We start from the raw sequence: 24,151 nt of genomic DNA on the forward strand, positions 1-24,151 counted from the left end.
GGTCCGTCCCGGTGCCCGCGCAGCGCCGCGCCGTACGCGACTACGGGTCCGTCCCGGTGCCCGCGCAGCGCCGCGCCATACGCGACTACGGGTCCGTCCCGGTGCCCGCGCAGCGCCGCGCCGTACGCGACTACGGGTCCGTCCCGGTGCCCGCGCAGCGCCGCGCCGTACGCGACTGCGGGTCCGGCGCGGTGACTACGGAGTGCCGCGCCGCGTCACCGCGCATTCCCCGCCGGGCGCCGTCGTAACCGCGGGCAGTCGTGCCTCCCCCAGTGCCTGAACGGGCTGGGCGGCCCCCCAGGGGCGGCACGGGTGGGCGCGGCGGCACCCCGCAAGCGCCGGGCCGCGCGACCCACCCCGGCCCCCACCCACGCAGGCCACCAGGCACATGCCGGACCAGTGCGCCCACTCACGCCGGGCGACCGCAGACGCCGGCTCAGCCGATCACCCGCGCCAACACCCCCCGCGCATACTCCTCGTCGTACGGCACGTCCGTCAGCAGCACCTGCAGACAGATGCCGTCCATCAGCGCGACCAGCGCCCGCGCCGTCACCGGGTCCGTGCGGCGGGAGAGCAGCTCGGCCACGCCCCCGGCCCACTCGGCGGCGACGGGGCGCAGGGCGGGACGGCGCAGGGCGGCGAGGTACAGCTCGTACTCCAGCTCGACGCCGGTGCGGTCGCCGCCCAGCCACCGACCGAGCACCCGGGCGAGTTCCCCGGCGAGGTCGGCCCGCGGATCGGTGAGGGCGGGATGCTCGGCGACCACCTTGGCGAACCCCTCGTTGGCCTGCCGCAGCGCGGCCACCAGCAGCTCGTCGAGGGTGGCGAAGTGGTAGGTCGTGGAGCCCAGCGGCACATCCGCCTCGGCGGCGACGGAGCGGTGGCTGAGGCCGGCGATGCCCTTCTCCCCGACGACCCGGATGGCCGCGTCGATGATCCTGCGGCGTCGGTCCGGGTCGTAGCGGCGTGGCATCAGTGCGCCCCTCCCACGTTCAGCACCACCACGCCGACGATGATCAGCGCGATGCCCGCGGCCTTGGTGACGGTCATCCCCTCCCCCATGAACGCGACGCCGATCGTGGCGATGGCGGCGGTGCCCACGCCGGACCAGATGGCGTAGGCCGTGCCGACGGAGAGGGTCCGCAGGGTCTGCGCGAGCAGCGCCAAGGAGACCAGGTAGCCGAGGGCGGTGAGCAGCGACGGCACCAGTCTGCTGAAGCCGTCGCTGTACTTCATGGCGGTGGTCCCGGCGACCTCGGCGGCGATGGCTCCGGCCAGCAGCAGGTATCCCATGTGTACGAGCGTACACAACGCCCGTGCCCGCAAACGCGGAAACGGCGACACCCCAAGGCGTCGCCGTTTCCGTGCACCGGTGAGTCCCGGGCGTGTGGGCCTCAGACGTTGAAGCCGAGCGCGCGAAGCTGCTCGCGCCCGTCGTCCGTGATCTTGTCGGGGCCCCACGGCGGCATCCAGACCCAGTTGATGCGCAGCTCGCTGACGAGGCCGTCCGTGGCGGACTTCGCCTGGTCCTCGATGACGTCCGTCAGCGGGCACGCCGCCGACGTCAGGGTCATGTCGACGGTCGCGATGTTCGCGTCGTCGATGTGGATGCCGTAGATCAGGCCCAGGTTGACGACGTCGATGCCCAGCTCGGGGTCGACGACGTCCATCAGGGCCTCACGGAGCTCCTCCTCCGAGGCCGGCTTCATCTCCACGGTCTCGCTCATGCCGTCTTCCTTTCGGCGTCGGCGCCGTCCAGCGCCTGGGCCGTCGCGTCCTTCCAGGCCATCCAGCTCAGCAGGGCGCACTTGACCCGGGCCGGGTACTTCGACACCCCGGCGAACGCGACCGCGTCCTCCAGGACGTCCTCCATCGCGTCGTCGGGCTCGATCTTGCCCTTGGACTGCATCAGCTCCAGGAAGGTCTCCTGGATCCTCTGCGCCTCGGCGAGCTCCTTGCCGACGAGCAGCTCGTTCAGTACGGAGGCGGAGGCCTGGCTGATGGAGCAGCCCTGCCCCTCGTACGAGACGTCGCTGATCGTCGTGCCGTCGTACTTCACTCGGAGGGTGATCTCGTCGCCGCACGTCGGGTTCACATGGTGCACCTCGGCGTCGCCATCCCGAAGACCACGCCCGTGAGGGTTCTTGTAGTGGTCCAGGATGACTTCCTGGTACATGGAGTCCAGCTTCATGCGTTTCGCTCGTCCCGTCAGCCGAAGAAGTTCCGTACGTGCTCCAGGCCGTCGACCAGCGCGTCGATCTCGGCCGGCGTGGAGTACAGGTAGAACGACGCTCGCGTGGTCGCAGGAATTCCGTAGCGCAGGCAGACCGGGCGCGCGCAGTGGTGGCCGACACGGACCGCGATGCCCTGCTCGTCGAGGACCTGACCCACGTCGTGCGGGTGGATGTCGCCCAGGGTGAAGGAGATCGCCGCGCCGCGGTCCTCGGCCGTGGTCGGGCCGATGATGCGCAGGTCCGGGACCTCCGCCAGACGCTTCACCGCGTACTCGGTGAGCGCGTGCTCGTGGGCGAGGATCTTGTCCATGCCGATGGAGTTGAGGTAGTCGATCGCCGCGCCCAGACCGACCGCCTGCGCGATCGGGGGCGTGCCCGCCTCGAACTTGTGCGGCGCCGGGGCGTACGTCGACGAGTGCATCGACACCGTCTCGATCATCTCGCCGCCGCCGAGGAACGGGGGCAGGTCCTCCAGGAGCTCCTGGCGGCCCCACAGGACGCCGATGCCGGTCGGGCCGCACATCTTGTGGCCGGTGAAGGCCACGAAGTCGGCCTGGAGGGCCTGCACGTCCAGCGGCATGTGGGGTGCGGCCTGGGAGGCGTCGACGCAGACCAGGGCGCCGACCTCCTGGGCGCGGCGCACGATCGCCTCGACCGGGTTGAGCGTGCCCAGGATGTTGGAGACCAGCACGAAGGAGACGACCTTCGTCTTCTCGGTGATGATCTCGTCGATGTTCGACAGGTCGAGGCGGCCGTCGTCGGTGAGGCCGAACCACTTCAGCTTCGCGCCCGTGCGCTGCGCCAGCAGCTGCCACGGCACGATGTTGGAGTGGTGCTCCATCTCCGTGATGACGATCTCGGTCTCGGAGTCCACGCGGTAGGGCTCGTCGGCCCAGCCCAGCATGTTCGCCACGAGGTTCAGCGACTCCGAGGCGTTCTTGGTGAATATCACCTCGTCGCGGCTGGGCGCGTTGATGAACTCCGCGACCTTGTCGCGCGCGCCCTCGTACAGCGCCGTGGCCTCCTCGGCGAGGACGTGCACGCCACGGTGGACGTTGGCGTTGTGCTGCTCGTAGTACTCGTCGAGGACGTCGATGACCTGGCGCGGGGTCTGCGAGGTCGCGGCGTTGTCGAGGTAGACGAGCTTCCTCCCGTCATGGACCTGTCGGTCGAGGATCGGGAAGTCCTTGCGGATCGCCTCGGTGTCGAGGAGGCCCGGCAGCTGTGTCACGCGGATGCGCCACCCTTCGTGTATGCCTCGTAGCCCTCTTCCTCCAGCTTGTCGGCGAGCTCGGCGCCGCCGGACTCCACGATGCGGCCGGCCGAGAAGACGTGGACGTAGTCGGGCTTGATGTACCGCAGGATGCGCGTGTAGTGCGTGATCAGCAGGGTGCCGACCTCGCCGGTCTCGCGGACGCGGTTGACGCCCTCGGAGACGACGCGGAGGGCGTCGACGTCGAGGCCGGAGTCCGTCTCGTCGAGGATCGCGATCTTCGGCTTGAGCAGCTCCAGCTGGAGGATCTCGTGGCGCTTCTTCTCACCGCCGGAGAAGCCCTCGTTGACGTTGCGCTCGGCGAAGGCGGGGTCCATGTTGAGGCGCTCCATGGCCTCCTTGACCTCCTTCACCCAGGTGCGCAGCTTGGGGGCCTCGCCGCGGACGGCGGTGGCGGAGGTGCGCAGGAAGTTGGAGACCGAGACGCCGGGGACCTCGACCGGGTACTGCATCGCCAGGAACAGGCCGGCGCGGGCGCGCTCGTCGACGGACATCTCCAGGACGTCTTCGCCGTCGAGGGTGACGGTGCCACCGGTGATCGTGTACTTGGGGTGACCGGCGAGCGAGTACGCGAGGGTCGACTTGCCCGAGCCGTTGGGGCCCATGATGGCGTGCGTCTCGCCCTGCTTCACGGTGAGGTCGACGCCCTTGAGGATCTCCTTCGTGGCGTTGTCGGCCTCGACGGTGACGTGCAGGTCTCGGATTTCAAGCGTTGCCATGGGTGCCTCAGGACTCCTGGGTGAGGGAGACGAGCACGTCGTCCCCTTCGATCTTTACGGGGTATACGGGGACGGGGCGCGTCGCCGGAAGACTGTCGGGCTTTCCGGAGCGGAGGTCGAAGCGCGAGCCGTGCAGCCAGCACTCGATGTGGCAGTCGTCGACCTCGCCCTCGGAGAGCGAGACGTTCGCGTGCGAGCAGATGTCGTGGATCGCGAAGATCTCGCCCTCGGTCTGCACGATGGAGACCGGCGTGCCGTCGAGTTCCACCCGCTTCGGGGTGTCCTCCTCCAGCTCGCCCACTCCACAGACGCGTACGAAGGTCATGCGACCGACGCCTCCAGCTCCTCTTCGATCTTGGCGATGAGGCGCTCCTCGATGTCCGGGACGCCGATCTGCTGGACCAGCTCGGCGAAGAAGCCGCGGACCACCAGACGGCGGGCGTCGATCTCGGGGATGCCGCGCGCCATCAGGTAGAAGAGCTGCTCGTCGTCGAAGCGGCCGGTGGCGGAGGCGTGGCCGGCGCCGACGATCTCGCCGGTCTCGATCTCCAGGTTGGGGACCGAGTCGACCCGGGCGCCGTCGGTCAGCACCAGGTTGCGGTTCATCTCGTAGGTGTCGGTGCCCTCGGCCTTGGCCTCGATGAGCACGTCGCCGATCCACACCGCGTGCGCGTCGTCGCCCTGCAGCGCGCCCTTGTAGGCGACGTTCGACTTGCAGTGCGGGACGTTGTGGTCGACCAGGAGGCGGTGCTCCTGGTGCTGGCCGGCGTCGGTGAAGTACAGACCGTACAGCTCGGCCTCGCCGCCGGGGCCGGCATAGGTCACGCGCGGGTGCAGCCGGACCACGTCGCCGCCGAAGGTGACGACGACCGACTTGAAGGAGGCGTCGCGGCCGACGAGGGCGTTGTGCTGGCCCACGTGCACGGCCTTGTCGTCCCAGTCCTGGACGGAGACGACGGTCAGCTTGGCGCCGTCGCCGAGGACGTAGTCGACGTTGGCGGCGAGCACCGCGTCACCGGTGTGGTCGATGACCACGACGGCCTCGGCGAAGGCGCCCAGCTCGACGACCTGGTGGCCGTAGGCGGTGCCGCCCTCGCCGTGCACCGCGATGCGGATCGGCTCGGTGAGGACGGTCTCCTTCGGCACGGTCACGACCGAGGCCTGCTCGAAGGCGGAGTACGCCTGGGCGGCGACGCGGTCCACGGGGGTGCCGGCCCTGCCGAGCCGCGCGTCGTCGCGGCCGACGGTCTCGACGGTGACGCCCTCGGGGGCCTCGACGGCGACCTTCACGCCCTCGCCGGTGGCGGTGGCGGTGCCGTCGTGCAGACCGCGCAGCCGCTCCAGCGGCGTGAACCGCCACTCCTCCTCGCGGCCGTGCGGAACCGGGAAGTCCGCCACGTCGAAGGACGGGGGCGCGCTCATGCGCGTGGCGACGGTCGAGTCGGCCTCGGCGGCCACCGCGATCGCACCGGCGGTGGTGGAGCCCACCGGGATGTTCTGAGCCTCAGCCATGGCTGTCGTAGTGCTCGCTTTCCGTTACGTAAGGGGCTTGCGGGACGGCGCGGAGGTCAGCCGACCGCGCCTTCCATCTGCAGCTCGATCAGCCGGTTGAGCTCCAGGGCGTACTCCATCGGCAGCTCCTTGGCGATCGGCTCGACGAAGCCGCGCACGATCATCGCCATCGCCTCGTCCTCGCTCAGGCCGCGGCTCATCAGGTAGAAGAGCTGGTCCTCGGAGACCTTGGAGACGGTCGCCTCGTGGCCCATGGACACGTCGTCCTCGCGGACGTCCACGTAGGGGTAGGTGTCCGAGCGGGAGATCGTGTCGACGAGCAGCGCGTCGCACAGGACGTTGGACTTCGAGCCCGGGGCGCCCTCGCCGATCTCGATCAGTCCGCGGTAGGAGGTACGGCCACCGCCGCGCGCCACCGACTTGGAGACGATGTTGGAGGACGTGTTCGGGGCCATGTGGACCATCTTGGCGCCGGCGTCCTGGTGCTGGCCCTCGCCCGCGAAGGCGATGGACAGGGTCTCGCCCTTGGCGTGCTCGCCCATCAGGTAGACGGCCGGGTACTTCATCGTCACCTTGGAACCGATGTTGCCGTCGATCCACTCCATGGTCGCGCCCTCGTACGCCACGGCGCGCTTGGTGACCAGGTTGTAGACGTTGTTCGACCAGTTCTGGATGGTCGTGTAGCGGCAGCGGGCGTTCTTCTTGACGATGATCTCGACGACCGCGGAGTGCAGCGAGTCCGACTTGTAGATCGGGGCGGTGCAGCCCTCGACGTAGTGCACGTAGGCACCCTCGTCGACGATGATCAGGGTCCGCTCGAACTGGCCCATGTTCTCGGTGTTGATCCGGAAGTAGGCCTGGAGCGGGATCTCCACGTGCACGCCCGGCGGGACGTAGATGAAGGAGCCGCCGGACCACACGGCGGTGTTCAGCGCGGCGAACTTGTTGTCACCGGCGGGGATGACCGTGCCGAAGTACTCCTTGAAGAGCTCCGGGTGCTCCTTCAGCGCGGTGTCGGTGTCGAGGAAGATGACGCCCTGCTCCTCCAGGTCCTCGCGGATCTGGTGGTAGACGACCTCCGACTCGTACTGGGCCGCGACACCGGCGACGAGGCGCTGCTTCTCCGCCTCGGGGATGCCGAGCTTGTCGTAGGTGTTCTTGATGTCCTCGGGCAGGTCCTCCCAGGACTCCGCCTGCTTCTCCGTGGAGCGCACGAAGTACTTGATGTTGTCGAAGTCGATGCCCGACAGGTCCGAGCCCCAGTTCGGCATGGGCTTCTTCTCGAACAGCTTCAGGCCCTTGAGGCGGAGCTTGGTCATCCACTCCGGCTCGGACTTCTTCGCGGAGATGTCCCGGACGACGTCCTCGCCCAGGCCGCGACGCGCCGACGCACCGGCCTCGTCCCGGTCGGCCCAGCCGTATTCGTACTTGCCCAGGCCCTCGAGCTCAGGGTGGGCAGTCTCCGTGGGGAGAGTCATGCGGGGTTCCTCCCGGCCGTGCTTGCAGATGCGTTGTGGCTGTGATGATCGGTCTTGGCGGATGGCGAAGTCTTCGGAATGAACGTCGTGCAGACCCCGTCACCGTGGGCGATGGTCGCCAGCCGCTGTACATGCGTACCGAGCAGCTCGGCGAAAAATTCCGTCTCGGCCTCGCACAGCTGCGGGAACTGTTCGGCGGCGTGGGCGACCGGGCAGTGGTGCTGGCAGAGCTGCTCGCCGACCGGTGCGCTCCGCGCGGTTGCAGCGTACCCGTCCGCACTCAGGGCCTTGGCCAGCGCTTCCGCCTGCTGCTCCGGGGGCGCGGCCTCGACGGCCTTGCGGTACGCGCCGCCCTGGGCGGCGATCCGGGCCCGGGCGAACGCGGCGACCGCCTGTTCCCCGCCCTCGCGCTCGGCGATCCAGCGCAGGGCGTCCACCGCGAGCTTGTCGTACGACTGGTCGAAGGCGTCCCGGCCGCAGTCCGTCAGGGCGAACACCTTCGCGGGCCGCCCGCGCGTGCGCGCGCCGTAGACCCGGCGGTCGCGGGCCTCCACGACGTTGTCGGTGACCAGCGCGTCGAGGTGCCGGCGGACGGCGGCCTGGGTGAGGCCGAGGCGCTCGGCGAGCTCGGCGACGGTCGACGGCCCGTGGTCCAGGATGGACCGCGCGACCCGGTTGCGCGTGGAGCGTTCCCCGGTCGCGAGCTCCTCGTGGGGTGCCTCGCCGACGTTTTTCACAACGCCATTGTTGCGTAATTCCCGAGCACCCGGCAAGCCGCGCCCGGAACGCCCGATGGTGCCGTGCGTCACTTAGGCATACCTAATCTGACCTGCGGAAACGATCTTTGATCGATCAATTCGGTGGCGCGCCGGCGCCCCTTCGGGGACACTCCCGAACCATGCCCGCACCCGCTCCCACCGGCCCACTCGTGACGCGCGACACGCTCTCGGCGGACCTGCGCGCGCTGGGTGTCCGGCCCGGCGAGACGCTCCTCGTGCACTCCTCGCTCAGCTCGCTCGGATGGGTCTGCGGCGGTCCCGTCGCCGTCGTCCAGGGACTGCTCGACGCCCTCGGCCCGGACGGCACCCTGGTGGTGCCCGCCCAGTCCGCCGACCTCTCGGACCCGGCGCTGTGGAGCAGTCCGCCGGTCCCCGAGGAGTGGTGGGAGACGATCCGCGCCTCGATGCCCGTGTACGACCCGCTGATCACGCCCACCCGGGGGGTCGGCGTCGTTCCGGAGACCGTCCGCACCTGGCCCGGGGCCCTGCGCAGCGCGCATCCGCACACGTCGTTCGCCGCCCTCGGCCCGCGCGCCGCTCAGATCGTCGAGGGGCACGCTCCCGACTGCCGGCTCGGCGAGCGCAGCCCGCTGGCGAAACTGGAGAAGCTGGGCGCGCGGGTGCTGCTGCTCGGAGCCGGGTACGACGCCTGCACCAGCTTCCACCTCGCCGAGTACCGCATCCCCGCCCCGCACGTCGCCGTCGGCCGCCCCGGCCCGAACGGCTGGGAGACCCTGACCGAGGTGTCGATCACCTCGGACCGGTTCGAGGAGCTGGGCCACGACTTCGAGCGGGACCGGCCGGTGGTCCGCGGGCGGGCCGGCGCGGCCGACGTACGGCTGTTCCCCGTCGCCGACGCGGTGGCCTACGCCGAGCGGTGGCTGGCCCTGCACCGGCCCCGTGAGGAGGAGCTCCCGTACCGGTCCGCCTGACCACCGCGCCTGCCCGCACCGGGCGCCGGCCGGCTCCGCCCACCCCGTGCGGAGGAGATCCCGCACCCGGCCGCCTGGGCCCCGGCGCGCGTACCTAGACTCTGGACCCATGCGAAGCGAGCCCGTGGTCCAGGTCCAGGCCCTGGTGAAGCGGTACGGCACGAAGACCGCGGTGGACGGCCTCGACCTGGTGGCCGGGGCGGGGGTCACCGCCGTGCTCGGCCCCAACGGAGCGGGCAAGACGACCACGGTCGAGACCTGCGAGGGGTACCGGAGGCCGGACGCCGGCACGGTGCGCGTCCTGGGCCTCGACCCGGTGCGCCAGGCCGCCGCTCTGCGGCCCCGCATCGGCGTGATGCTCCAGTCCGGCGGTGTCTACTCCGGCGCCCGGGCGGACGAGATGCTGCGCCATGTCGCCAAGCTGCACGCCCACCCCCTGGACGTCGACGCGCTGATCGAGCGGCTGGGACTGGGCTCCTGCGGCCGGACGACGTACCGCAGGCTCTCCGGCGGGCAGCAGCAGCGGCTCGCCCTGGCGATGGCCGTGGTCGGCCGCCCCGAGCTGGTGTTCCTGGACGAACCCACCGCCGGCCTCGACCCGCAGGCCCGCCGCGCCACCTGGGACCTGGTGCGGGACCTGCGCGCCGACGGCGTCTCCGTCATCCTCACCACCCACTACATGGACGAGGCCGAACAGCTCGCCGACGACGTCGCCATCATCGACGCCGGCCGGGTCATCGCCCAGGGCACCCCCGAGGAGCTGTGCCGCGGCGGCGCCGAGAACACGCTCCGCTTCAGCGGCCGGCCGGGACTCGACGTCGGCTCCCTCCTCAAGGCGCTCCCCGCCGACTGCACGGCCGCCGAGCTGACACCCGGCTCCTACCGCGTGGCCGGCAAGGTCGACCCGCAGCTGCTCGCGACGGTGACGTCCTGGTGCGCCCAGCACGGTGTGATGCCCGACCGGATCTCGGTGGAGCGGCACACGCTGGAGGACGTCTTCCTGGAGCTGACCGGTAAGGAGTTGCGCGCGTGAGTACGACGACCAGCGGGACCTACGCGCCGAAGCCCGGCGCGGCCCCGCTCGGCCGCATGATCGCGGCCCAGGCAGCCCTCGAGACGAAGATGCTGCTGCGCAACGGCGAGCAGCTGCTGCTGACGGTGATCATCCCCACGCTGCTGCTCGTGCTGTTCAGCTCCGTGGACATCGTCGACACCGGTGAGGGCGCGGCGGTCGACTTCCTCGCCCCTGGCGTCCTCGCGCTGGCGGTGATGTCGACGGCGTTCACCGGGCAGGCCATCGCGACCGGCTTCGAGCGCCGGTACGGGGTCCTCAAGCGGCTCGCCGTCTCACCCCTGCCACGCTGGGCCCTGATGACCGCTAAGACGGTGTCCGTGCTGGTCACCGAGGTGCTGCAGGTCGTCCTGCTGACCGTGATCGCCTTCGCGCTGGGCTGGTCGCCGCACGGCAGCCCGTTCGCCGTGCTGCTGCTCCTGGTCCTCGGCACCGCGGCCTTCTCCGGGCTCGGCCTGCTCATGGCGGGCACGCTGAAGGCGGAGGCCACGCTGGCCGCCGCGAACCTGGTCTTCCTGCTGCTGCTCGTGGGCGGCGGGGTGATCGTGCCGCTGGACAAGTTCCCGGACGCGGCGCAGAGCGTGCTGGGGCTGCTGCCCATCTCGGCGCTGTCGGACGGACTGCGGGACGTGCTCCAGCACGGCGCCGGGATGCCGTGGGGCGACCTGGGCATTCTCGCCGTGTGGTCCGTCGTGGGGCTCGCGGCCGCCGGGAAGTTCTTCCGCTGGGAGTAGGGAGATGCGGGGACGGGCGACCCTCGTGAAAGCATGCACAAGGCCCCGCCTACCATGGAGCGCGTGCCAAACGTGACCCGTGCCGACGCCGCAGCCGCCGTGCGCAACCCCCTCGCCTTCATCGCCGCACGCTGGACCCCGGACCCCCGGACGGTCCGGCGGGCGGCCATGTCCGCCCTCGTCATGTCGGTGATCATCGTGGTCACCGGCGGTGCCGTCCGGCTGACCGGCTCGGGCCTGGGCTGCCCGACCTGGCCCAAGTGCACCGACGACTCGCTGACCACCACGAGCGAGATGGGCGTCCACGGCGTCATCGAGTTCGGCAACCGCATGCTGACGTACGTCCTGTGCGCCGCGGTCGGGTGGGCGATCATCGCCGCGCGGTCGCAGAAGCCGTACCGGCGCAGCCTGACGCGGCTGGGCTGGACGCAGTTCTGGATCGTGATGTCCAACGCCGTCCTCGGCGGCATCGTGGTGCTCGTCGGCCTCAACCCGTACACGGTCGCGGCCCACTTCATCGCCACCTCGGCGCTGATCGCCGTCGCCACGGTGATGTGGCACCGCACCCGGGAGGGCGACGCGGCACCCCGCCCCCTGGTGGGCAGGTCCGTCCAGCAGCTGGTGTGGGTGCTGGTGGTCGTCTCCGCGCTGCTGATCGCGGTGGGCACCGTGGTGACCGGCGCGGGCCCGCACGCGGGCGACTCCAGCGAGGTCGAGCGGATGCCGCTGGACTGGGAGACGGTGACCAAGCTGCACGCCGTGCTGGCGTGGATCGTGGTGACGCTGACGTTCGCCCTCTGGTTCGTCCTGAAGGCGGTGGACGCGCCCAGGGGCCCGCTGAACCGTACGCGCGACCTGTTCCTGGTGCTGCTCGCGCAGGGCGTCATCGGCTACGTCCAGTACTTCACCGACCTGCCCGAGGTCCTGGTCGGCCTGCACATGCTCGGCTCGGCGCTGGTGTGGATCGCGGTGGTGCTGGTGCTGCTGTCGCTGCGCGAGCGGCCGGAAGTACGGGCCGGTGTGCCGGAGCCGGCGGCCGAGGGCGCGCTCAGCCGGGCCTGACCGGCCTCACCCAAGGCCGTAGACCCGCCTCACTCAAGGCCGTAGACCCGCCGCGCGTTCCCCGACGCGATCATCCCTGCCACCCGCTGCGCGTCCCCCGGCGACCACGCCCCCTCGGCCACCCAGGTGCCCAGCACCCGGCTGAGGGCTTCGCGGAACAGCCGGGCGCCCACGACGTGCAGCTCGGGCAGCCCCTGGGCTCCGCTGGAGAACAGGATCTTGCCGAAGGGGGCCAGCTCCAGGATCTCCGCGAGGACGGTCGCGGCGCGGGCGCCGGTGCGCACCAGGGCGGCGCCCGAGTCGGCGTACACGTGCGGGAAGACCCCGGCGAGGTGCGCGGCGTGGCGGTGGTAGGGGTAGCCGTGCAGCAGGACGAGGTCGGTGCCGAGGCCCGCGGTGGTCCGCACGAAGTCCGTCAGCAGCACGGGGTCGGTGCGGTCGATGCGCAGGCCCGGCTCGCCCAGGCCGGCGTGCAGCTGGAGCGGCCGGCCGGAGGCGACGGCGATCCACAGCAGGTGGCGCAGCAGCACCGGGTCGCTCAGCTCGCCGCCGACCTCGCGCCCGGCCAGCCAGCGGCCGGCCGCGCCGCGCACCTCGCCGGGCCCGGGCGGCTCCGGGGCGAGGGCGAGGCCGTGGCGCACGCCCGCGACGGAGGTGAAGGCGACCGCGTGCGCGGCGGCGCCGTGCACGGCCTCGGCGAGGTTGGCGAGGAAGGACTCGACGGTGCCGGAGGTGTCGGCGACCTGTTCGGCCAGCAGCTCCAGGCGCACGATCTCGTGGGCGTCGGCGGCCGCCGCGGAGGCCATCTCGTCGGGACCGGTGAGGTCGCCGGGCAGCCCGGTGTCGACCAGGTACGTGGTGATGCCGCTGCCGCGCAGCAGCAGGCGGTCCGCCTCCAGGACGCCGAGTTCCCGGCGCCGGGCCAGATAGTGGGCGGGCGGGCAGTGCGGCTCCAGGCCGAGCAGCGGGGGGCACCAGCGGCGCACCGCGAACCCGGTCTGGGTGTCGAACAGGGTGGTGCCCGGCGCGGGAGGGCCCTCGGTCCGGGCCAGCTGGGCCTCGAAAGTGCCGAGACCCAGCTCCGTTCTCAGTACGCCGTGGCAGTACTGGTCCACCAGGGACGGCGTTTCGATCATCCGGGCTCCCCGCGTGCGGACCGTGTGCCTGACGGCTTCCTACGAGTCCTAACGGGTGAACCCGGCGTCAGGTGTTGCTCGGCCCTCCGACCTGGATGCCGGCCATGCGGGACCACTCGTACGGGCCCGTCCTCACCTTGGCCGCGAACTCGCCGTCGAAGTCCTCGTGGACGGTGATCCCGGCCTTCTGCACCGCCTTCTCGGCGATCTCGTAGGAGGGCGCGACCAGGTCGCCCCAGCCGCCGTCGTCGCCGACGAGCACGATCCGGGCGCCGCGCTGCCCGAGGTAGGCCACCTGACCCTCGGCGCCGCCGTGAGCCTTGGAGAAGGCGCTGATCCGCCCGGCCAGCCGGGTCGCCGTGCGCTCGGCCTTCGCGTCAACCTGCTGCGTGTCTGCCATGACCAGGATGCTACCGACGCGTAGATCGAACGGCGACGGGCGGGGTGCGTGGCCTTGACCACGCGCCCCGCCCGTCGGACGGCCTCGTTGCGTCAGCGCAGGAACGGGTCCACCGCGACCGCCAGGAACAGCACCGACACATAGGTGATCGACCAGTGGAACAGCCGCATCTCCTTGAGCTTGGCGCCCGTCACCTCGGCCTTGGCGCGGTTCTGCAGCCCGTGCGCCTCCCACAGCCACATGCCGCCGGCCGCGAGGGCGACCGCCGTGTAGAACCAGCCGGTGTAGCCGAGGGGCGTCAGCAGCAGCGACACCACGACCATCACCCAGCTGTAGATCACGATCTGCCGGGCGACGACCTTGTTGGAGGCGATGACCGGGAGCATCGGCACGCCCACGCGCGCGTAGTCGTCCTTCACCTTCATGGACAGCGGCCAGTAGTGCGGCGGCGTCCAGAAGAACATCACCAGGAAGAGGATGATCGGCGCCCAGGACATCGAGTTGGTCACCGCGGACCAGCCGATCAGCACCGGCAGGCAGCCCGCGATGCCGCCCCAGACGATGTTCTGCGAGGTGCGGCGCTTGAGGATCATCGTGTAGACGACCACATAGAAGAGGAGTGCGCCGAGGGAGAGCCAGGCCGACAGCCAGTTGACGGTGAGGCCGAAGAGCAGGGTCGAGACCACCGCGAGGGTGATGCCGAAGGCCAGGCACTCACGGGGGCTGACCATGCCGGTGACCAGCGGACGTTGCGCGGTGCGCTCCATCATCGCGTCGATGTCGCGGTCGATGTACATGTTCAGCGCGTTGGCGCCGCCCGCGGACAGGTAGCCGCCGACACAGGTCAGCAGTACCAGCTTCAGGTCCGGCACACCCTGCTCGGCGAGGAACATCACCGGAACGGTGGTGATCAGCAGAAGCTCGATGATCCGCGGCTTGGTCAGCGCCACGAACGCCTTGACACGGGCCCCGAACGGCCGGTGGCTCGGCTTCTGGCTCGCACCGAGCACCCCCGCTGGACGGGATTCGACGGCCGTCACGCACACCCCTGACAGAGACATCCCAGCAAGCCTCCCCGTGTGAAGTCCCGGTAAAGGCTCGCGCGTACCACGCCACTTTAGACGTTGCCCATACCTCGGCCTCCGCGGGGGTCGGGTCGTGTTGAGAGGGGCGCTCCGACGTGCATACGGAGAGTCGATTGAGCGGTCAGATGAGCGCCTCCGTATTCACTTGCCGAATGCGGTTTCGCCCAGTCGACAGGCGGATCCACAAGAGTCCCGGCAGTCTGGTTTCCAGCGGAAAAACGCACGTACTTACGGGGGTAGGCTCGACCACGGCCGGCCACGCACGGATACGCCGGCAGCCGGTGGGCGCCCACGTGCACCGGCATCCGACATGTGGAGAGGAGCCCTGACTCAGGGTGAGCACCAAGCCGACCACCACAGACCTCGAGTGGACCGAACTGGACCAGCGGGCCGTGGACACCGCCCGCGTCCTGGCCGCCGATGCCGTACAGAAGGTTGGCAACGGCCATCCGGGTACGGCGATGAGCCTGGCGCCCGCCGCCTACACCCTCTTCCAGAAGGTGATGCGGCACGACCCGGCCGACGCGAACTGGGTCGGACGCGACCGCTTCGTGCTGTCCGCCGGCCACTCGTCCCTGACCCTCTACACCCAGCTGTACCTGGCCGGCTTCGGCCTGGAGCTGGACGACCTGAAGTCCTTCCGCACCTGGGGCTCGAAGACCCCCGGTCACCCGGAGTACGGCCACACGACGGGCGTGGAGACGACGACCGGCCCGCTCGGCCAGGGCGTCGCCAACGCCGTGGGCATGGCGATGGCCGCCCGCTACGAGCGCGGCCTGTTCGACCCCGAGGCGGCCGAGGGCGCCTCCCCGTTCGACCACTACATCTACTGCATCGCCGGTGACGGCTGCCTCCAGGAGGGCATCTCCGCCGAGGCGTCCTCCCTCGCCGGGCACCAGAAGCTCGGCAACCTGATCCTGCTGTGGGACGACAACCACATCTCGATCGAGGGCGACACCGAGACCGCCGTCTCCGAGGACACCGTCAAGCGGTACGAGGCCTACGGCTGGCACGTGCAGCGCGTCGAGCCGAAGGCCGACGGCGACCTGGACCCGAACGCGATCTACGCGGCGATCGAGGAGGCGAAGAAGGTCACCGACCGGCCGTCCTTCATCGCCATGCGCTCGATCATCGCCTGGCCCGCCCCGAACGCGCAGAACACCGAGGCCGCGCACGGCTCGGCCCTCGGCGACGACGAGGTCGCCGCCACCAAGCGCGTGCTGGGCTTCGACCCGGAGAAGTCCTTCGAGGTCGCCGACGAGGTCATCGAGCACACCCGCAAGGCGCTGGAGCGCGGCGAGGCGGCCCGCGCGGTGTGGGAGAAGTCCTTCCAGCAGTGGCGGGACAACAACCCCGAGCGCGCCGCCGAGTACGACCGCATCGCGCGCGGTGAGCTGCCCACCGGCTGGGAGGAGAAGATCCCGGTCTTCGAGGCGGGCAAGGGCGTCGCCACGCGTGCCGCGTCCGGCAAGGTCCTCCAGGCCCTCGGCGCGGTGATCCCCGAGCTGTGGGGCGGCTCCGCCGACCTCGCGGGCTCGAACAACACCACGATCGACAAGACGTCGTCGTTCCTCCCGGCGGGCAACCCGCTGCCCGAGGCCGACCCCTACGGCCGCACCGTCCACTTCGGCATCCGCGAGCACGCGATGGCCGCCGAGATGAACGGCATCGCGCTGCACGGCAACACCCGCATCTACGGCGGCACCTTCCTGGTGTTCTCCGACTACATGCGCAACGCCGTCCGCCTGTCCGCGCTGATGCACCTGCCGGTCACCTACGTGTGGACGCACGACTCCATCGGCCTCGGTGAGGACGGCCCCACCCACCAGCCCGTCGAGCACCTCGCCTCGCTGCGCGCCATCCCGGGCCTGAACATCGTGCGCCCGGCCGACGCCAACGAGACCGCCATCGCCTGGCGCGAGATCCTCAAGCGCTGGACGAAGGAGTTCGGCAAGGGCCAGCCGCACGGTCTGGCGCTGACCCGCCAGGGTGTGCCGACCTACGAGCCCAACGAGGACGCGGCCAAGGGCGGCTACGTCCTGTTCGAGGCCGAGGGCGGCGAGGCGCAGGTGATCCTCATCGCCACCGGCTCCGAGGTGCACGTGGCCGTGGAGGCCCGTGAGGCGCTACAGGCCGAGGGCGTGCCGACCCGCGTGGTGTCGATGCCGTCCGTGGAGTGGTTCGAGCAGCAGGACGAGGGGTACCGGGACAGCGTCCTGCCCCCGGCCGTGAAGGCCCGTGTCGCGGTCGAGGCCGGGATCGGTCTCACCTGGCACAAGTACGTCGGGGACGCCGGCCGCATCGTCTCCCTGGAGCACTTCGGTGCTTCCGCCGACGGCAAGCTGCTCTTCCAGGAGTTCGGCTTCACCGCCGAGAACGTGGCCGCCGCGGCCCGGGAATCGATCGCCGCGGCCCAGCGCTGACGCCCGTACACGACACGTAGGAGATGCATTTTCCATGACAGACGCACTCAAGCGCCTCTCCGATGAAGGCGTCGCGATCTGGCTGGACGACCTGTCGCGCAAGCGGATCACGTCCGGCAACCTCGCCGAGCTGATCGACCAGCAGCACGTCGTGGGCGTCACCACCAACCCGACGATCTTCCAGAAGGCGATCTCCGAGGGCGACGGCTACGACCGTCAGCTGTCGGACCTGGCCGCCCGCAAGGTGACCGTCGAAGAGGCCATCCGGATGATCACCACGGCGGACGTCCGCGACGCCGCCGACATCCTGCGTCCCGTCTTCGACGCCACCGGCGGCAAGGACGGCCGGGTCTCCATCGAGGTCGACCCGCGCCTGGCGCACAACACCAAGGCGACGGTCGCCGAGGCCCGGCAGCTGGCCTGGCTGGTGGACCGCCCCAACACGCTCATCAAGATCCCGGCCACCGAGGCGGGCCTGCCGGCGATCGCCGAGACCATCGGCAACGGCATCAGCGTCAACGTCACGCTGATCTTCTCGCTGGAGCGCTACCGCAAGGTCATGGACGCCTACCTCACCGGCCTGGAGAAGGCCAAGGAGCGCGGCCTGGACCTGTCGAAGATCCACTCCGTGGCGTCCTTCTTCGTGTCCCGCGTCGACACCGAGATCGACAAGCGGATCGACGCGCTCGGCACCGACGAGGCCAAGGCGCTGCGCGGCAAGGCCGCCGTCGCCAACGCGCGCCTCGCCTACCAGGCGTACGAGGAGGTCTTCTCCTCCGACCGCTGGAACGCCCTGGACAAGGCAGGCGCCAACAAGCAGCGTCCGCTGTGGGCGTCCACCGGTGTGAAGGACAAGGCGTACAGCGACACCATGTACGTCACCGACCTGGTCGCCCCCAACACGGTGAACACCATGCCGGAGGCCACCCTGCTGGCCACCGAGGACCACGGCGAGATCACCGGGGACACGGTCACCGGCACCTACGAGCAGGCCCGCGCCGACCTCGACGCGGTCGAGGCTCTCGGGATCTCCTACGACGAGGTGGTCCAGCTCCTGGAGGACGAGGGCGTCGACAAGTTCGAGGCGTCCTGGAACGACCTGCTGAAGTCGACCGAGGCGGAGCTTCAGCGCCTCGCTCCCTCGGAGGGCTAAAAATTGTCAAGCAGCAACCCGCTGCGTGACCCCGCAGACCGACGGCTCCCGCGTATCGCGGGGCCGTCGGGTCTGGTCATTTTCGGCGTCACCGGCGACCTGTCCCGCAAGAAGCTCATGCCCGCCGTGTACGACCTCGCCAACCGTGGTCTGCTGCCGCCGGGCTTCTCGCTCGTCGGCTTCGCCCGCCGCGACTGGGAGCACGAGGACTTCGCCCAGGTCGTGCACGACGCCGTCAAGGAGCACTCCCGCACGCCGTTCCGCGAGGAGGTCTGGCAGCAGCTCATCCAGGGCATGCGCTTCGTCCAGGGCACCTTCGACGACGACGAGGCCTTCGAGCGGCTGCGCGGCACCATCGAGGAACTGGACAAGGCGCAGGGCACGGGCGGCAACTTCGCCTTCTACCTCTCCGTGCCGCCGAAGTCCTTCCCCGTGGTCATCCAGCAGCTGAAGAAGCACGGGCTGGCCGACCAGAAGGGCGGCTCCTGGCGCCGCGCGGTGATCGAGAAGCCGTTCGGCCACGACCTGAGGTCGGCAGAGGAACTCAACGCGATCGTCCACGAGGTCTTCGCCCCCGACCAGGTCTTCCGCATCGACCACTACCTGGGCAAGGAGACCGTCCAGAACATCCTGGCGCTGCGTTTCGCCAACCAGATGTTCGAGCCGATCTGGAACCGGTCCTACGTGGACCACGTGCAGATCACCATGGCCGAGGACATCGGCATCGGCGGCCGGGCCGGCTACTACGACGGCATCGGCGCCGCCCGCGACGTCATCCAGAACCACCTGCTGCAGCTGCTCGCACTGACCGCGATGGAGGAGCCCGCCTCCTTCGACGCCGACGCGCTCGCCGCCGAGAAGACCAAGGTGCTCGGCGCGGTCCGCCTCCCCAAGGACCTGGGCCGGGACACCGTCCGCGCCCAGTACGCGGCCGGCTGGCAGGGCGGCGCGAAGGTCATCGGCTACCTCGAAGAGGAGGGCATCGACGCCCGGTCGAAGACCGACACCTACGCCGCCATCAAGCTGGGGATCGACAACCGCCGCTGGGCGGGCGTCCCCTTCTACCTGCGCACCGGCAAGCGACTGGGCCGCCGGGTCACCGAGATCGCGGTCGTCTTCCAGCGCGCCCCGCACTCCCCCTTCGACACCACCGCCACCGAGGAACTCGGGCAGAACGCGATCGTCATCCGCGTCCAGCCCGACGAGGGCGTCACCGTCCGGTTCGGCTCCAAGGTGCCGGGCACGTCGATGGAGATCCGGGACGTGTCGATGGACTTCGCCTACGGCGAGTCCTTCACCGAGTCCAGCCCGGAGGCGTACGAGCGCCTCATCCTGGACGTCCTGCTCGGCGACGCCAACCTCTTCCCGCGCACCGAGGAGGTCGAGCTGTCCTGGAAGATCCTCGACCCGATCGAGGAGTACTGGGACACCCACGGCACACCGGCCCGGTACCCGGCCGGCACCTGGGGCCCCGTCGAGGCGGACGACATGCTCGAGCGAGACGGACGGAGCTGGCGCCGGCCATGAAGACAGACCTCACGGACACCACGGCCAGCAAGATCAACAAGGCGCTGGTGCTGGGCCGCCGGGCCATCGGCACGCCCGCCATCGGCATGGTGCTCACGCTGGTCATCGTCACCGACGAGGAGAACGCCTACGACGCGCTGAAGGCCGCGAGCGACGCCGCGCACGAGCACCCCTCGCGCACGCTCGTGGTCATCAAGCGCGTCTCGCGCTCGCTGAGGGACCGTACGCAGTCCCGGCTCGACGCCGAGGTGCGCCTCGGCGCCGACGCGGGCACCGGGGAGACGGTGGTCCTGCGGCTGTACGGCGACGTCGCCGACCACGCCCAGTCGGTGGTCCTGCCGCTGCTGCTGCCGGACGCGCCGGTCGTGGTGTGGTGGCCGGTGAACGGGCCGCTGGACCCGGCCAAGGACCCGCTCGGGGCGCTCGCCCAGCGGCGGGTCACCGACACCTACGCCTGCGAGGACCCGATCCGGGAGCTGACTGCCCGGGCCGCCGCCTACACGCCGGGCGACACCGACCTGTCCTGGACCCGCATCACACCGTGGCGCTCGATGCTGGCGGCGGCCCTGGACCAGGTCGACTGCCAGGTGCGGGCGGTCGAGGTGGAGGGCGAGGAGTTCAACCCGAGCTGCGAGCTGCTGGCGATGTGGCTCGCGGACCGGCTGGGCGTCCCGGTCGAGCGCTCCCGGTCGGACGGCCCGGGCCTGACGGCGGTCCGCCTGGACACCGACTGCGGGCCGATCGTCCTGGGCCGGGCCGACGGTTCGCTGGCGACCCTGTCCATCCAGGGTCAGCCCGACCGCGCGGTGGCGCTCAAGCGCCGCGACACGGCCGAGCTGATAGCGGAGGAGCTGCGGCGCCTCGACCCGGACGACACGTACGCCTCGGCGCTGCGCCACGGCGTGGAGCGGCTGGGCGCACCGGCCAAAGGAGCAGCAGAGGAAGGGCCCGTCGCGGTCCCCGCTCCCGTCGAGACGGCTGCGAAAGCACCCGCGAAGGACGCGGCGCAGGAGAAGGCCCCGGTGAGGAAGGCGGCGGCGAAGTGAGTACTCCCCAGCTGGTCGTGCACCGCGACAAGGAGCTGATGGCCCAGGCCGCGGCGGCCCGGCTGATCACGAAGATCGTGGACGCGCAGGCCTCGCGGGGCTCGGCGTCCGTCGTGCTGACCGGTGGCCGCAACGGCAACGGCCTGCTGGCGGCGCTGGCGGGGTCCCCCGCCCGGGACGCCATCGACTGGGGCCGCCTGGACCTGTGGTGGGGCGACGAGCGGTTCCTGCCCGAGGGCGACCCGGAGCGCAACGTCACCCAGGCTCGCGAGGCGCTGCTGGACTCGGTGCCGCTGGACCCGAAGCGGGTGCACGCGATGCCGGCGTCGGACGGTCCGCACGGCACGGACGTGGAGGCGGCCGCGGCCGCGTACGCCCAGGAGCTGGCGAGTGCCGCGGGCCCCGAGAACCACGCGGCCGTGCCGACCTTCGACGTCCTGCTCCTCGGTGTCGGCCCGGACACGCACGTGGCGTCGCTCTTCCCGGAGCTGCCCGCGGTCCGCGAGACCGACCGTACGGTGGTCGGCGTCCACGGCGCCCCCAAGCCGCCGCCGACCCGGGTGACGCTCACCCTCCCGGCGATCCGCGCCGCCCGCGAGGTGTGGCTGCTGGCGGCCGGCGAGGACAAGGCGCAGGCCGCGGCGATCGCGCTGTCGGGCGCGGGCGAGATCCAGGCCCCGGCCGCCGGGGCACAGGGCCGGGCCCGCACCCTGTGGCTGCTGGACGCGGCGGCGGCCTCGCAGCTGCCGAGGTCGCTGTACCCGCCGGCCTCGGCCTGAACCGCCCGCACCCTGGCGAAGAACGCCGGGTCCCCGTGTGACGGGGGCCCGGCGTTCCGTCTTGGGACGGGGGGCTCAGGAGGCGCCGGGCCCCGGGTGGTACGGGTTGCCGTGGCCGTAGGGGTTCGGCGGCGCGTACGGGTGTCCCGGCGGAGGCGTGTGCGGCGCGTACGGATGGCCCTGGGGCGGCATCGGGGGCGGGTACGAGTAGCCGGGCGCCGGGGCGTGGGGCGCGTACGGGTTGCCCTGCGGCGGCACGTGCGGTGCCGTCGGCGGGACCGGCGGGGGCGGGCCGGGGATCGGTGGCTGGGCGGCCGGGTGGGTGCCCAGGCGGATGCCGTAGCGCCGCTTGAGGCGCCCCATCTCCAGCAGCGCGATCGCCGTGACCGTCATCGGCGCGCCCAGGATGAAGACGATGCCCATCGTGAGGCTCAGCCCGTGCAGGTCACCCGTGATCAGGTCCGGAAGCGCCATCAGCCACGTCGTCACCGTGGCCAGCAGGGGCGGCAGGCAGCGGTGCACGACGGCCGTGCCGAAGAAGTTGCCCGAGATGCGGAAGGCCCCGGCGCCCACGAAGCCGACCATCCACAGCGCGGCGAAACCGATCGGCAGGATGGCCGGCCCGCCCATCGAGTTGGCCAGTTGGAGCAGGACCACGGTGGCGACGACCGAGCCGATGAACAGCAGGAGCAGCTTGAGGGAGTTCAGCAGCGGCTCCCGCAGCCGGCGCACGGTGCCGGTGCGCCGCCACACGAAGAGCATCACGCCGACGGTGAGCGGAGTGAGGAACAGCAGGACGGCGGACGCGGTGAGCGCGTTCTCCAGCAGTTCCGTGAAGGCGAATCCGCCCTCGACGAAGGTGTAGACCCCGAGGGAGGCGACGGCCCCGGCGATGATGCGGATGCGCTTGAGCTGCTCCACGGAAGGGTCGACGGACTCCGGGATCCACGCCGGATGGAACATCGCCCGCGCCACGTGATGGGGCTTCAGGAAGGACCGGGCGGTCAGCGTGCCGCCCGTCCAACTTCCGTGCGTACGCGTCACCTTGTGCTCCCCCGAGCGATCGCCGGCATGATCGTCGGGGATTCTACGGGAAGCGGACGGCACCCCGCCGCCCGCTTTCCGCCCGTCCTCACTGGCGGCCGCGCAGCTCCCGGTAGGCGGCGACGAGGGCCTTGGTGGAGGGGTCGAGACCGGGGACGTCGGCGCCTTCGGTGAGGGCGGGTTCGACGCGCTTGGCCAGCACCTTGCCGAGTTCGACGCCCCACTGGTCGAAGGAGTCGATGTTCCAGACGGCGCCCTGGACGAACACCTTGTGCTCGTAGAGGGCGACGAGCTGGCCGAGTACCGACGGGGTCAGCTCGCGGGCGAGGATCGTGGTCGTCGGGTGGTCGCCCCGGAACGTCTTGTGCGGCACCAGCTCCTCCGGCACACCCTCCGCGCGCACCTCGTCCGGCGTCTTGCCGAAGGCCAGCGCCTGCGTCTGCGCGAAGAAGTTGGCCATCAGCAGGTCGTGCTGCGCCTTCAGTTCATCGCTCAGCTCGGCCACGGGCTCGGCGAAGCCGATGAAGTCCGCCGGGATCAGCTTGGTGCCCTGGTGGATCAGCTGGTAGTAGGCGTGCTGCCCGTTGGTGCCGGGCGTGCCCCACACCACCGGCCCGGTCTGCCACTCCACCGGCTTGCCGTCACGGCCGACCGACTTGCCGTTGGACTCCATGTCGAGCTGCTGGAGGTAGGCGGTGAACTTCGACAGGTAGTGCGAGTACGGCAGCACCGCGTGCGACTGGGCGTCGTGGAAGTTGCCGTACCAGATGCCCAGCAGGCCCAGCAGCAGGGGCACGTTGGCTTCGGCCGGGGCGGTGCGGAAGTGCTCGTCGACGATGCGGAAGCCGTCGAGCATCTCCCGGAAGCGGTCCGGGCCGATGGCGATCATCAGGGAGAGGCCGATCGCCGAGTCGTAGGAGTAGCGGCCGCCGACCCAGTCCCAGAACTCGAACATGTTGGCCGTGTCGATGCCGAACTCGGCGACCTTCTCCGCGTTCGTCGACAGGGCGACGAAGTGCTTGGCGACCGCGGCCTCGTCGCCGAGGGCGTCCAGCAGCCAGGAGCGGGCCGAGGTGGCGTTGGTGATGGTCTCGATCGTCGTGAACGTCTTCGACGCGATGATGAACAGAGTCTCGGCCGGGTCCAGGTCGCGGGTGGCCTCGTGCAGGTCGGCGCCGTCGACGTTGGAGACGAACCGGACGGTCAGGTCGCGGTCGGTGTAGCTGCGCAGCACCTCGTAGGCCATGGCGGGGCCCAGGTCGGAGCCGCCGATGCCGACGTTGACCACGTTCCTGATGCGCTTGCCGGTGTGGCCCTTCCACTCCCCCGAGCGGACCCGCTCGGCGAAGCCGGCCATCTTGTCGAGCACGGCGTGCACCTTGGGCACGACGTTCTCCCCGTCGACCTCGATCACCGCGTCCCGCGGGGCGCGCAGCGCGGTGTGCAGCACGGCCCGGTCCTCGGTGACGTTGATCTTCTCGCCGCGGAACATGGCGTCCCGCAGCCCGAAGACGTCGGTGGCCACGGCCAGCTCCCGCAGCAGCCGCAGGGTCTCGTCGGTGACCAGGTGCTTGGAGTAGTCGACGTACAGGTCGCCCACGCGCAGCGTGTAGCCGGTGCCGCGCCCCGGGTCGGCGGCGAACAGCTCGCGCAGCCGCACCTCGCCGAGCTCCTCGCGGTGCTTGGCCAGCGCGGTCCATTCGGGCGTCTGGTTGAGCCTGGTACGGCCGTCTGCGTTCATGTCGGACTTCAGCCTTCTTCCT

Annotated in this window: 25 protein-coding genes; 10 read left to right on the forward strand and 15 right to left on the reverse strand. The window is 70.7% G+C overall.

Annotation, left to right across the window (positions count from 1 at the left end):
- A partial coding sequence (locus IE260_RS41555) for a hypothetical protein (RefSeq protein ID WP_229880606.1) occupies positions 1-248 on the forward strand: 248 nt, incomplete at its 5' end.
- A 188-nt stretch (positions 249-436) separates the two neighbouring features.
- Here the strand turns inward: IE260_RS41555 and IE260_RS10040 are convergent.
- The 10 genes from IE260_RS10040 to IE260_RS10085 all read right to left on the reverse strand — a co-directional run bounded on the left by IE260_RS10040 (position 437) and on the right by IE260_RS10085 (position 7,953).
- Positions 437-973, reverse strand: coding sequence for a TetR/AcrR family transcriptional regulator (locus tag IE260_RS10040; RefSeq protein WP_189870176.1), 537 nt, complete (start codon positions 971-973; stop codon positions 437-439).
- On the reverse strand, positions 973-1,293 hold the full coding sequence (locus IE260_RS10045) for a DMT family transporter (RefSeq protein WP_189870177.1): 321 nt from the start codon (positions 1,291-1,293) through the stop codon (positions 973-975). The genes IE260_RS10040 and IE260_RS10045 overlap by 1 nt, the downstream gene beginning before the upstream one ends.
- Before the next feature lie 101 nt (positions 1,294-1,394).
- On the reverse strand, positions 1,395-1,727 hold the full coding sequence (locus IE260_RS10050; RefSeq protein WP_067271562.1) for a metal-sulfur cluster assembly factor: 333 nt from the start codon (positions 1,725-1,727) through the stop codon (positions 1,395-1,397).
- Positions 1,724-2,191: a Fe-S cluster assembly sulfur transfer protein SufU gene (gene sufU, locus IE260_RS10055; RefSeq protein WP_189870178.1), complete on the reverse strand. Its 468-nt coding sequence runs from the start codon at positions 2,189-2,191 to the stop codon at positions 1,724-1,726. The genes IE260_RS10050 and sufU overlap by 4 nt, the downstream gene beginning before the upstream one ends.
- Before the next feature lie 17 nt (positions 2,192-2,208).
- The gene (locus IE260_RS10060; RefSeq protein WP_189870179.1) at positions 2,209-3,465 is read right to left on the reverse strand and encodes a cysteine desulfurase; all 1,257 of its coding nucleotides are present in this window, start codon (positions 3,463-3,465) and stop codon (positions 2,209-2,211) included.
- The gene (gene sufC / locus IE260_RS10065; RefSeq protein WP_189870180.1) at positions 3,462-4,226 is read right to left on the reverse strand and encodes a Fe-S cluster assembly ATPase SufC; all 765 of its coding nucleotides are present in this window, start codon (positions 4,224-4,226) and stop codon (positions 3,462-3,464) included. The genes IE260_RS10060 and sufC overlap by 4 nt, the downstream gene beginning before the upstream one ends.
- Before the next feature lie 7 nt (positions 4,227-4,233).
- Positions 4,234-4,551: a non-heme iron oxygenase ferredoxin subunit gene (locus tag IE260_RS10070; RefSeq protein WP_189870181.1), complete on the reverse strand. Its 318-nt coding sequence runs from the start codon at positions 4,549-4,551 to the stop codon at positions 4,234-4,236.
- Positions 4,548-5,738: a Fe-S cluster assembly protein SufD gene (sufD, locus tag IE260_RS10075; protein ID WP_189870182.1), complete on the reverse strand. Its 1,191-nt coding sequence runs from the start codon at positions 5,736-5,738 to the stop codon at positions 4,548-4,550. The genes IE260_RS10070 and sufD overlap by 4 nt, the downstream gene beginning before the upstream one ends.
- A 56-nt stretch (positions 5,739-5,794) precedes the next feature.
- Positions 5,795-7,216 (reverse strand): Fe-S cluster assembly protein SufB, encoded by a 1,422-nt coding sequence (gene sufB / locus IE260_RS10080; RefSeq protein ID WP_189870183.1) that lies wholly within the window; start codon positions 7,214-7,216, stop codon positions 5,795-5,797.
- Complete coding sequence (locus IE260_RS10085) at positions 7,213-7,953, reverse strand: helix-turn-helix transcriptional regulator (RefSeq protein ID WP_189870184.1); 741 nt, start codon at positions 7,951-7,953, stop codon at positions 7,213-7,215. Before IE260_RS10085 ends, sufB begins: the two co-directional genes overlap by 4 nt.
- Positions 7,954-8,114: 161 nt before the next feature.
- Between IE260_RS10085 and IE260_RS10090 the strand changes: the two genes are divergently transcribed.
- The 4 genes from IE260_RS10090 to IE260_RS10105 all read left to right on the forward strand — a co-directional run bounded on the left by IE260_RS10090 (position 8,115) and on the right by IE260_RS10105 (position 11,795).
- The gene (locus IE260_RS10090) at positions 8,115-8,927 is read left to right on the forward strand and encodes an AAC(3) family N-acetyltransferase (RefSeq protein WP_189870185.1); all 813 of its coding nucleotides are present in this window, start codon (positions 8,115-8,117) and stop codon (positions 8,925-8,927) included.
- Between the two features lie 109 nt (positions 8,928-9,036).
- Positions 9,037-9,960: an ABC transporter ATP-binding protein gene (locus IE260_RS10095; RefSeq protein ID WP_189870186.1), complete on the forward strand. Its 924-nt coding sequence runs from the start codon at positions 9,037-9,039 to the stop codon at positions 9,958-9,960.
- Positions 9,961-10,016: 56 nt separating this feature from the next.
- Positions 10,017-10,733 (forward strand): ABC transporter permease, encoded by a 717-nt coding sequence (locus IE260_RS10100; protein ID WP_229880629.1) that lies wholly within the window; start codon positions 10,017-10,019, stop codon positions 10,731-10,733.
- Between the two features lie 54 nt (positions 10,734-10,787).
- Complete coding sequence (locus IE260_RS10105) at positions 10,788-11,795, forward strand: COX15/CtaA family protein (RefSeq protein WP_229880608.1); 1,008 nt, start codon at positions 10,788-10,790, stop codon at positions 11,793-11,795.
- Positions 11,796-11,824: 29 nt separating this feature from the next.
- On the opposite strand, the gene IE260_RS10110 is transcribed toward IE260_RS10105, so the two are convergent.
- The 3 genes from IE260_RS10110 to IE260_RS10120 all read right to left on the reverse strand — a co-directional run bounded on the left by IE260_RS10110 (position 11,825) and on the right by IE260_RS10120 (position 14,377).
- The gene (locus IE260_RS10110) at positions 11,825-12,931 is read right to left on the reverse strand and encodes an amidohydrolase family protein (RefSeq protein ID WP_189870189.1); all 1,107 of its coding nucleotides are present in this window, start codon (positions 12,929-12,931) and stop codon (positions 11,825-11,827) included.
- 67 nt (positions 12,932-12,998) lie between these two features.
- Positions 12,999-13,331: a hypothetical protein gene (locus IE260_RS10115; protein WP_189870190.1), complete on the reverse strand. Its 333-nt coding sequence runs from the start codon at positions 13,329-13,331 to the stop codon at positions 12,999-13,001.
- Positions 13,332-13,423: 92 nt separating this feature from the next.
- Entirely contained in the window at positions 13,424-14,377 is a 954-nt protein-coding gene (locus tag IE260_RS10120) for a heme o synthase (RefSeq protein WP_189870466.1), read from the reverse strand.
- Between the two features lie 374 nt (positions 14,378-14,751).
- Between IE260_RS10120 and tkt the strand changes: the two genes are divergently transcribed.
- Genes tkt through pgl form a run of 5 tightly spaced genes read left to right on the forward strand, consistent with a single transcriptional unit; the run spans position 14,752 to position 21,344 of the window.
- Positions 14,752-16,839, forward strand: a complete 2,088-nt coding sequence (gene tkt / locus IE260_RS10125; protein WP_189870191.1) for a transketolase — start codon at positions 14,752-14,754, stop codon at positions 16,837-16,839.
- A 34-nt stretch (positions 16,840-16,873) separates the two neighbouring features.
- Positions 16,874-17,992 (forward strand): transaldolase, encoded by a 1,119-nt coding sequence (tal, locus tag IE260_RS10130; protein ID WP_189870192.1) that lies wholly within the window; start codon positions 16,874-16,876, stop codon positions 17,990-17,992.
- A 3-nt stretch (positions 17,993-17,995) separates the two neighbouring features.
- Positions 17,996-19,519 (forward strand): glucose-6-phosphate dehydrogenase, encoded by a 1,524-nt coding sequence (zwf, locus tag IE260_RS10135; protein WP_189870193.1) that lies wholly within the window; start codon positions 17,996-17,998, stop codon positions 19,517-19,519.
- Complete coding sequence (gene opcA / locus IE260_RS10140; RefSeq protein WP_189870194.1) at positions 19,516-20,565, forward strand: glucose-6-phosphate dehydrogenase assembly protein OpcA; 1,050 nt, start codon at positions 19,516-19,518, stop codon at positions 20,563-20,565. The genes zwf and opcA overlap by 4 nt, the downstream gene beginning before the upstream one ends.
- Positions 20,562-21,344, forward strand: a complete 783-nt coding sequence (gene pgl, locus IE260_RS10145) for a 6-phosphogluconolactonase (RefSeq protein WP_189870195.1) — start codon at positions 20,562-20,564, stop codon at positions 21,342-21,344. Before opcA ends, pgl begins: the two co-directional genes overlap by 4 nt.
- Before the next feature lie 75 nt (positions 21,345-21,419).
- Here pgl and IE260_RS10150 read toward each other — a convergent pair whose 3' ends face one another.
- Together IE260_RS10150 and pgi are read right to left on the reverse strand one after the other, a co-directional pair.
- Positions 21,420-22,388 carry a hypothetical protein gene (locus IE260_RS10150; protein ID WP_189870196.1) on the reverse strand — a complete coding sequence of 323 codons (969 nt, stop codon included), beginning with the start codon at positions 22,386-22,388 and terminating at the stop codon, positions 21,420-21,422.
- 88 nt (positions 22,389-22,476) lie between these two features.
- A complete protein-coding gene (gene pgi, locus IE260_RS10155) occupies positions 22,477-24,129 on the reverse strand; it encodes a glucose-6-phosphate isomerase (RefSeq protein WP_189870197.1) in 1,653 nt (550 codons plus the stop codon).
- Positions 24,130-24,151 lie beyond the last annotated feature (22 nt).

The organism is Streptomyces viridiviolaceus (genome assembly GCF_014650995.1).
Classification (GTDB): Bacteria; Actinomycetota; Actinomycetes; order Streptomycetales; family Streptomycetaceae; genus Streptomyces; species Streptomyces viridiviolaceus.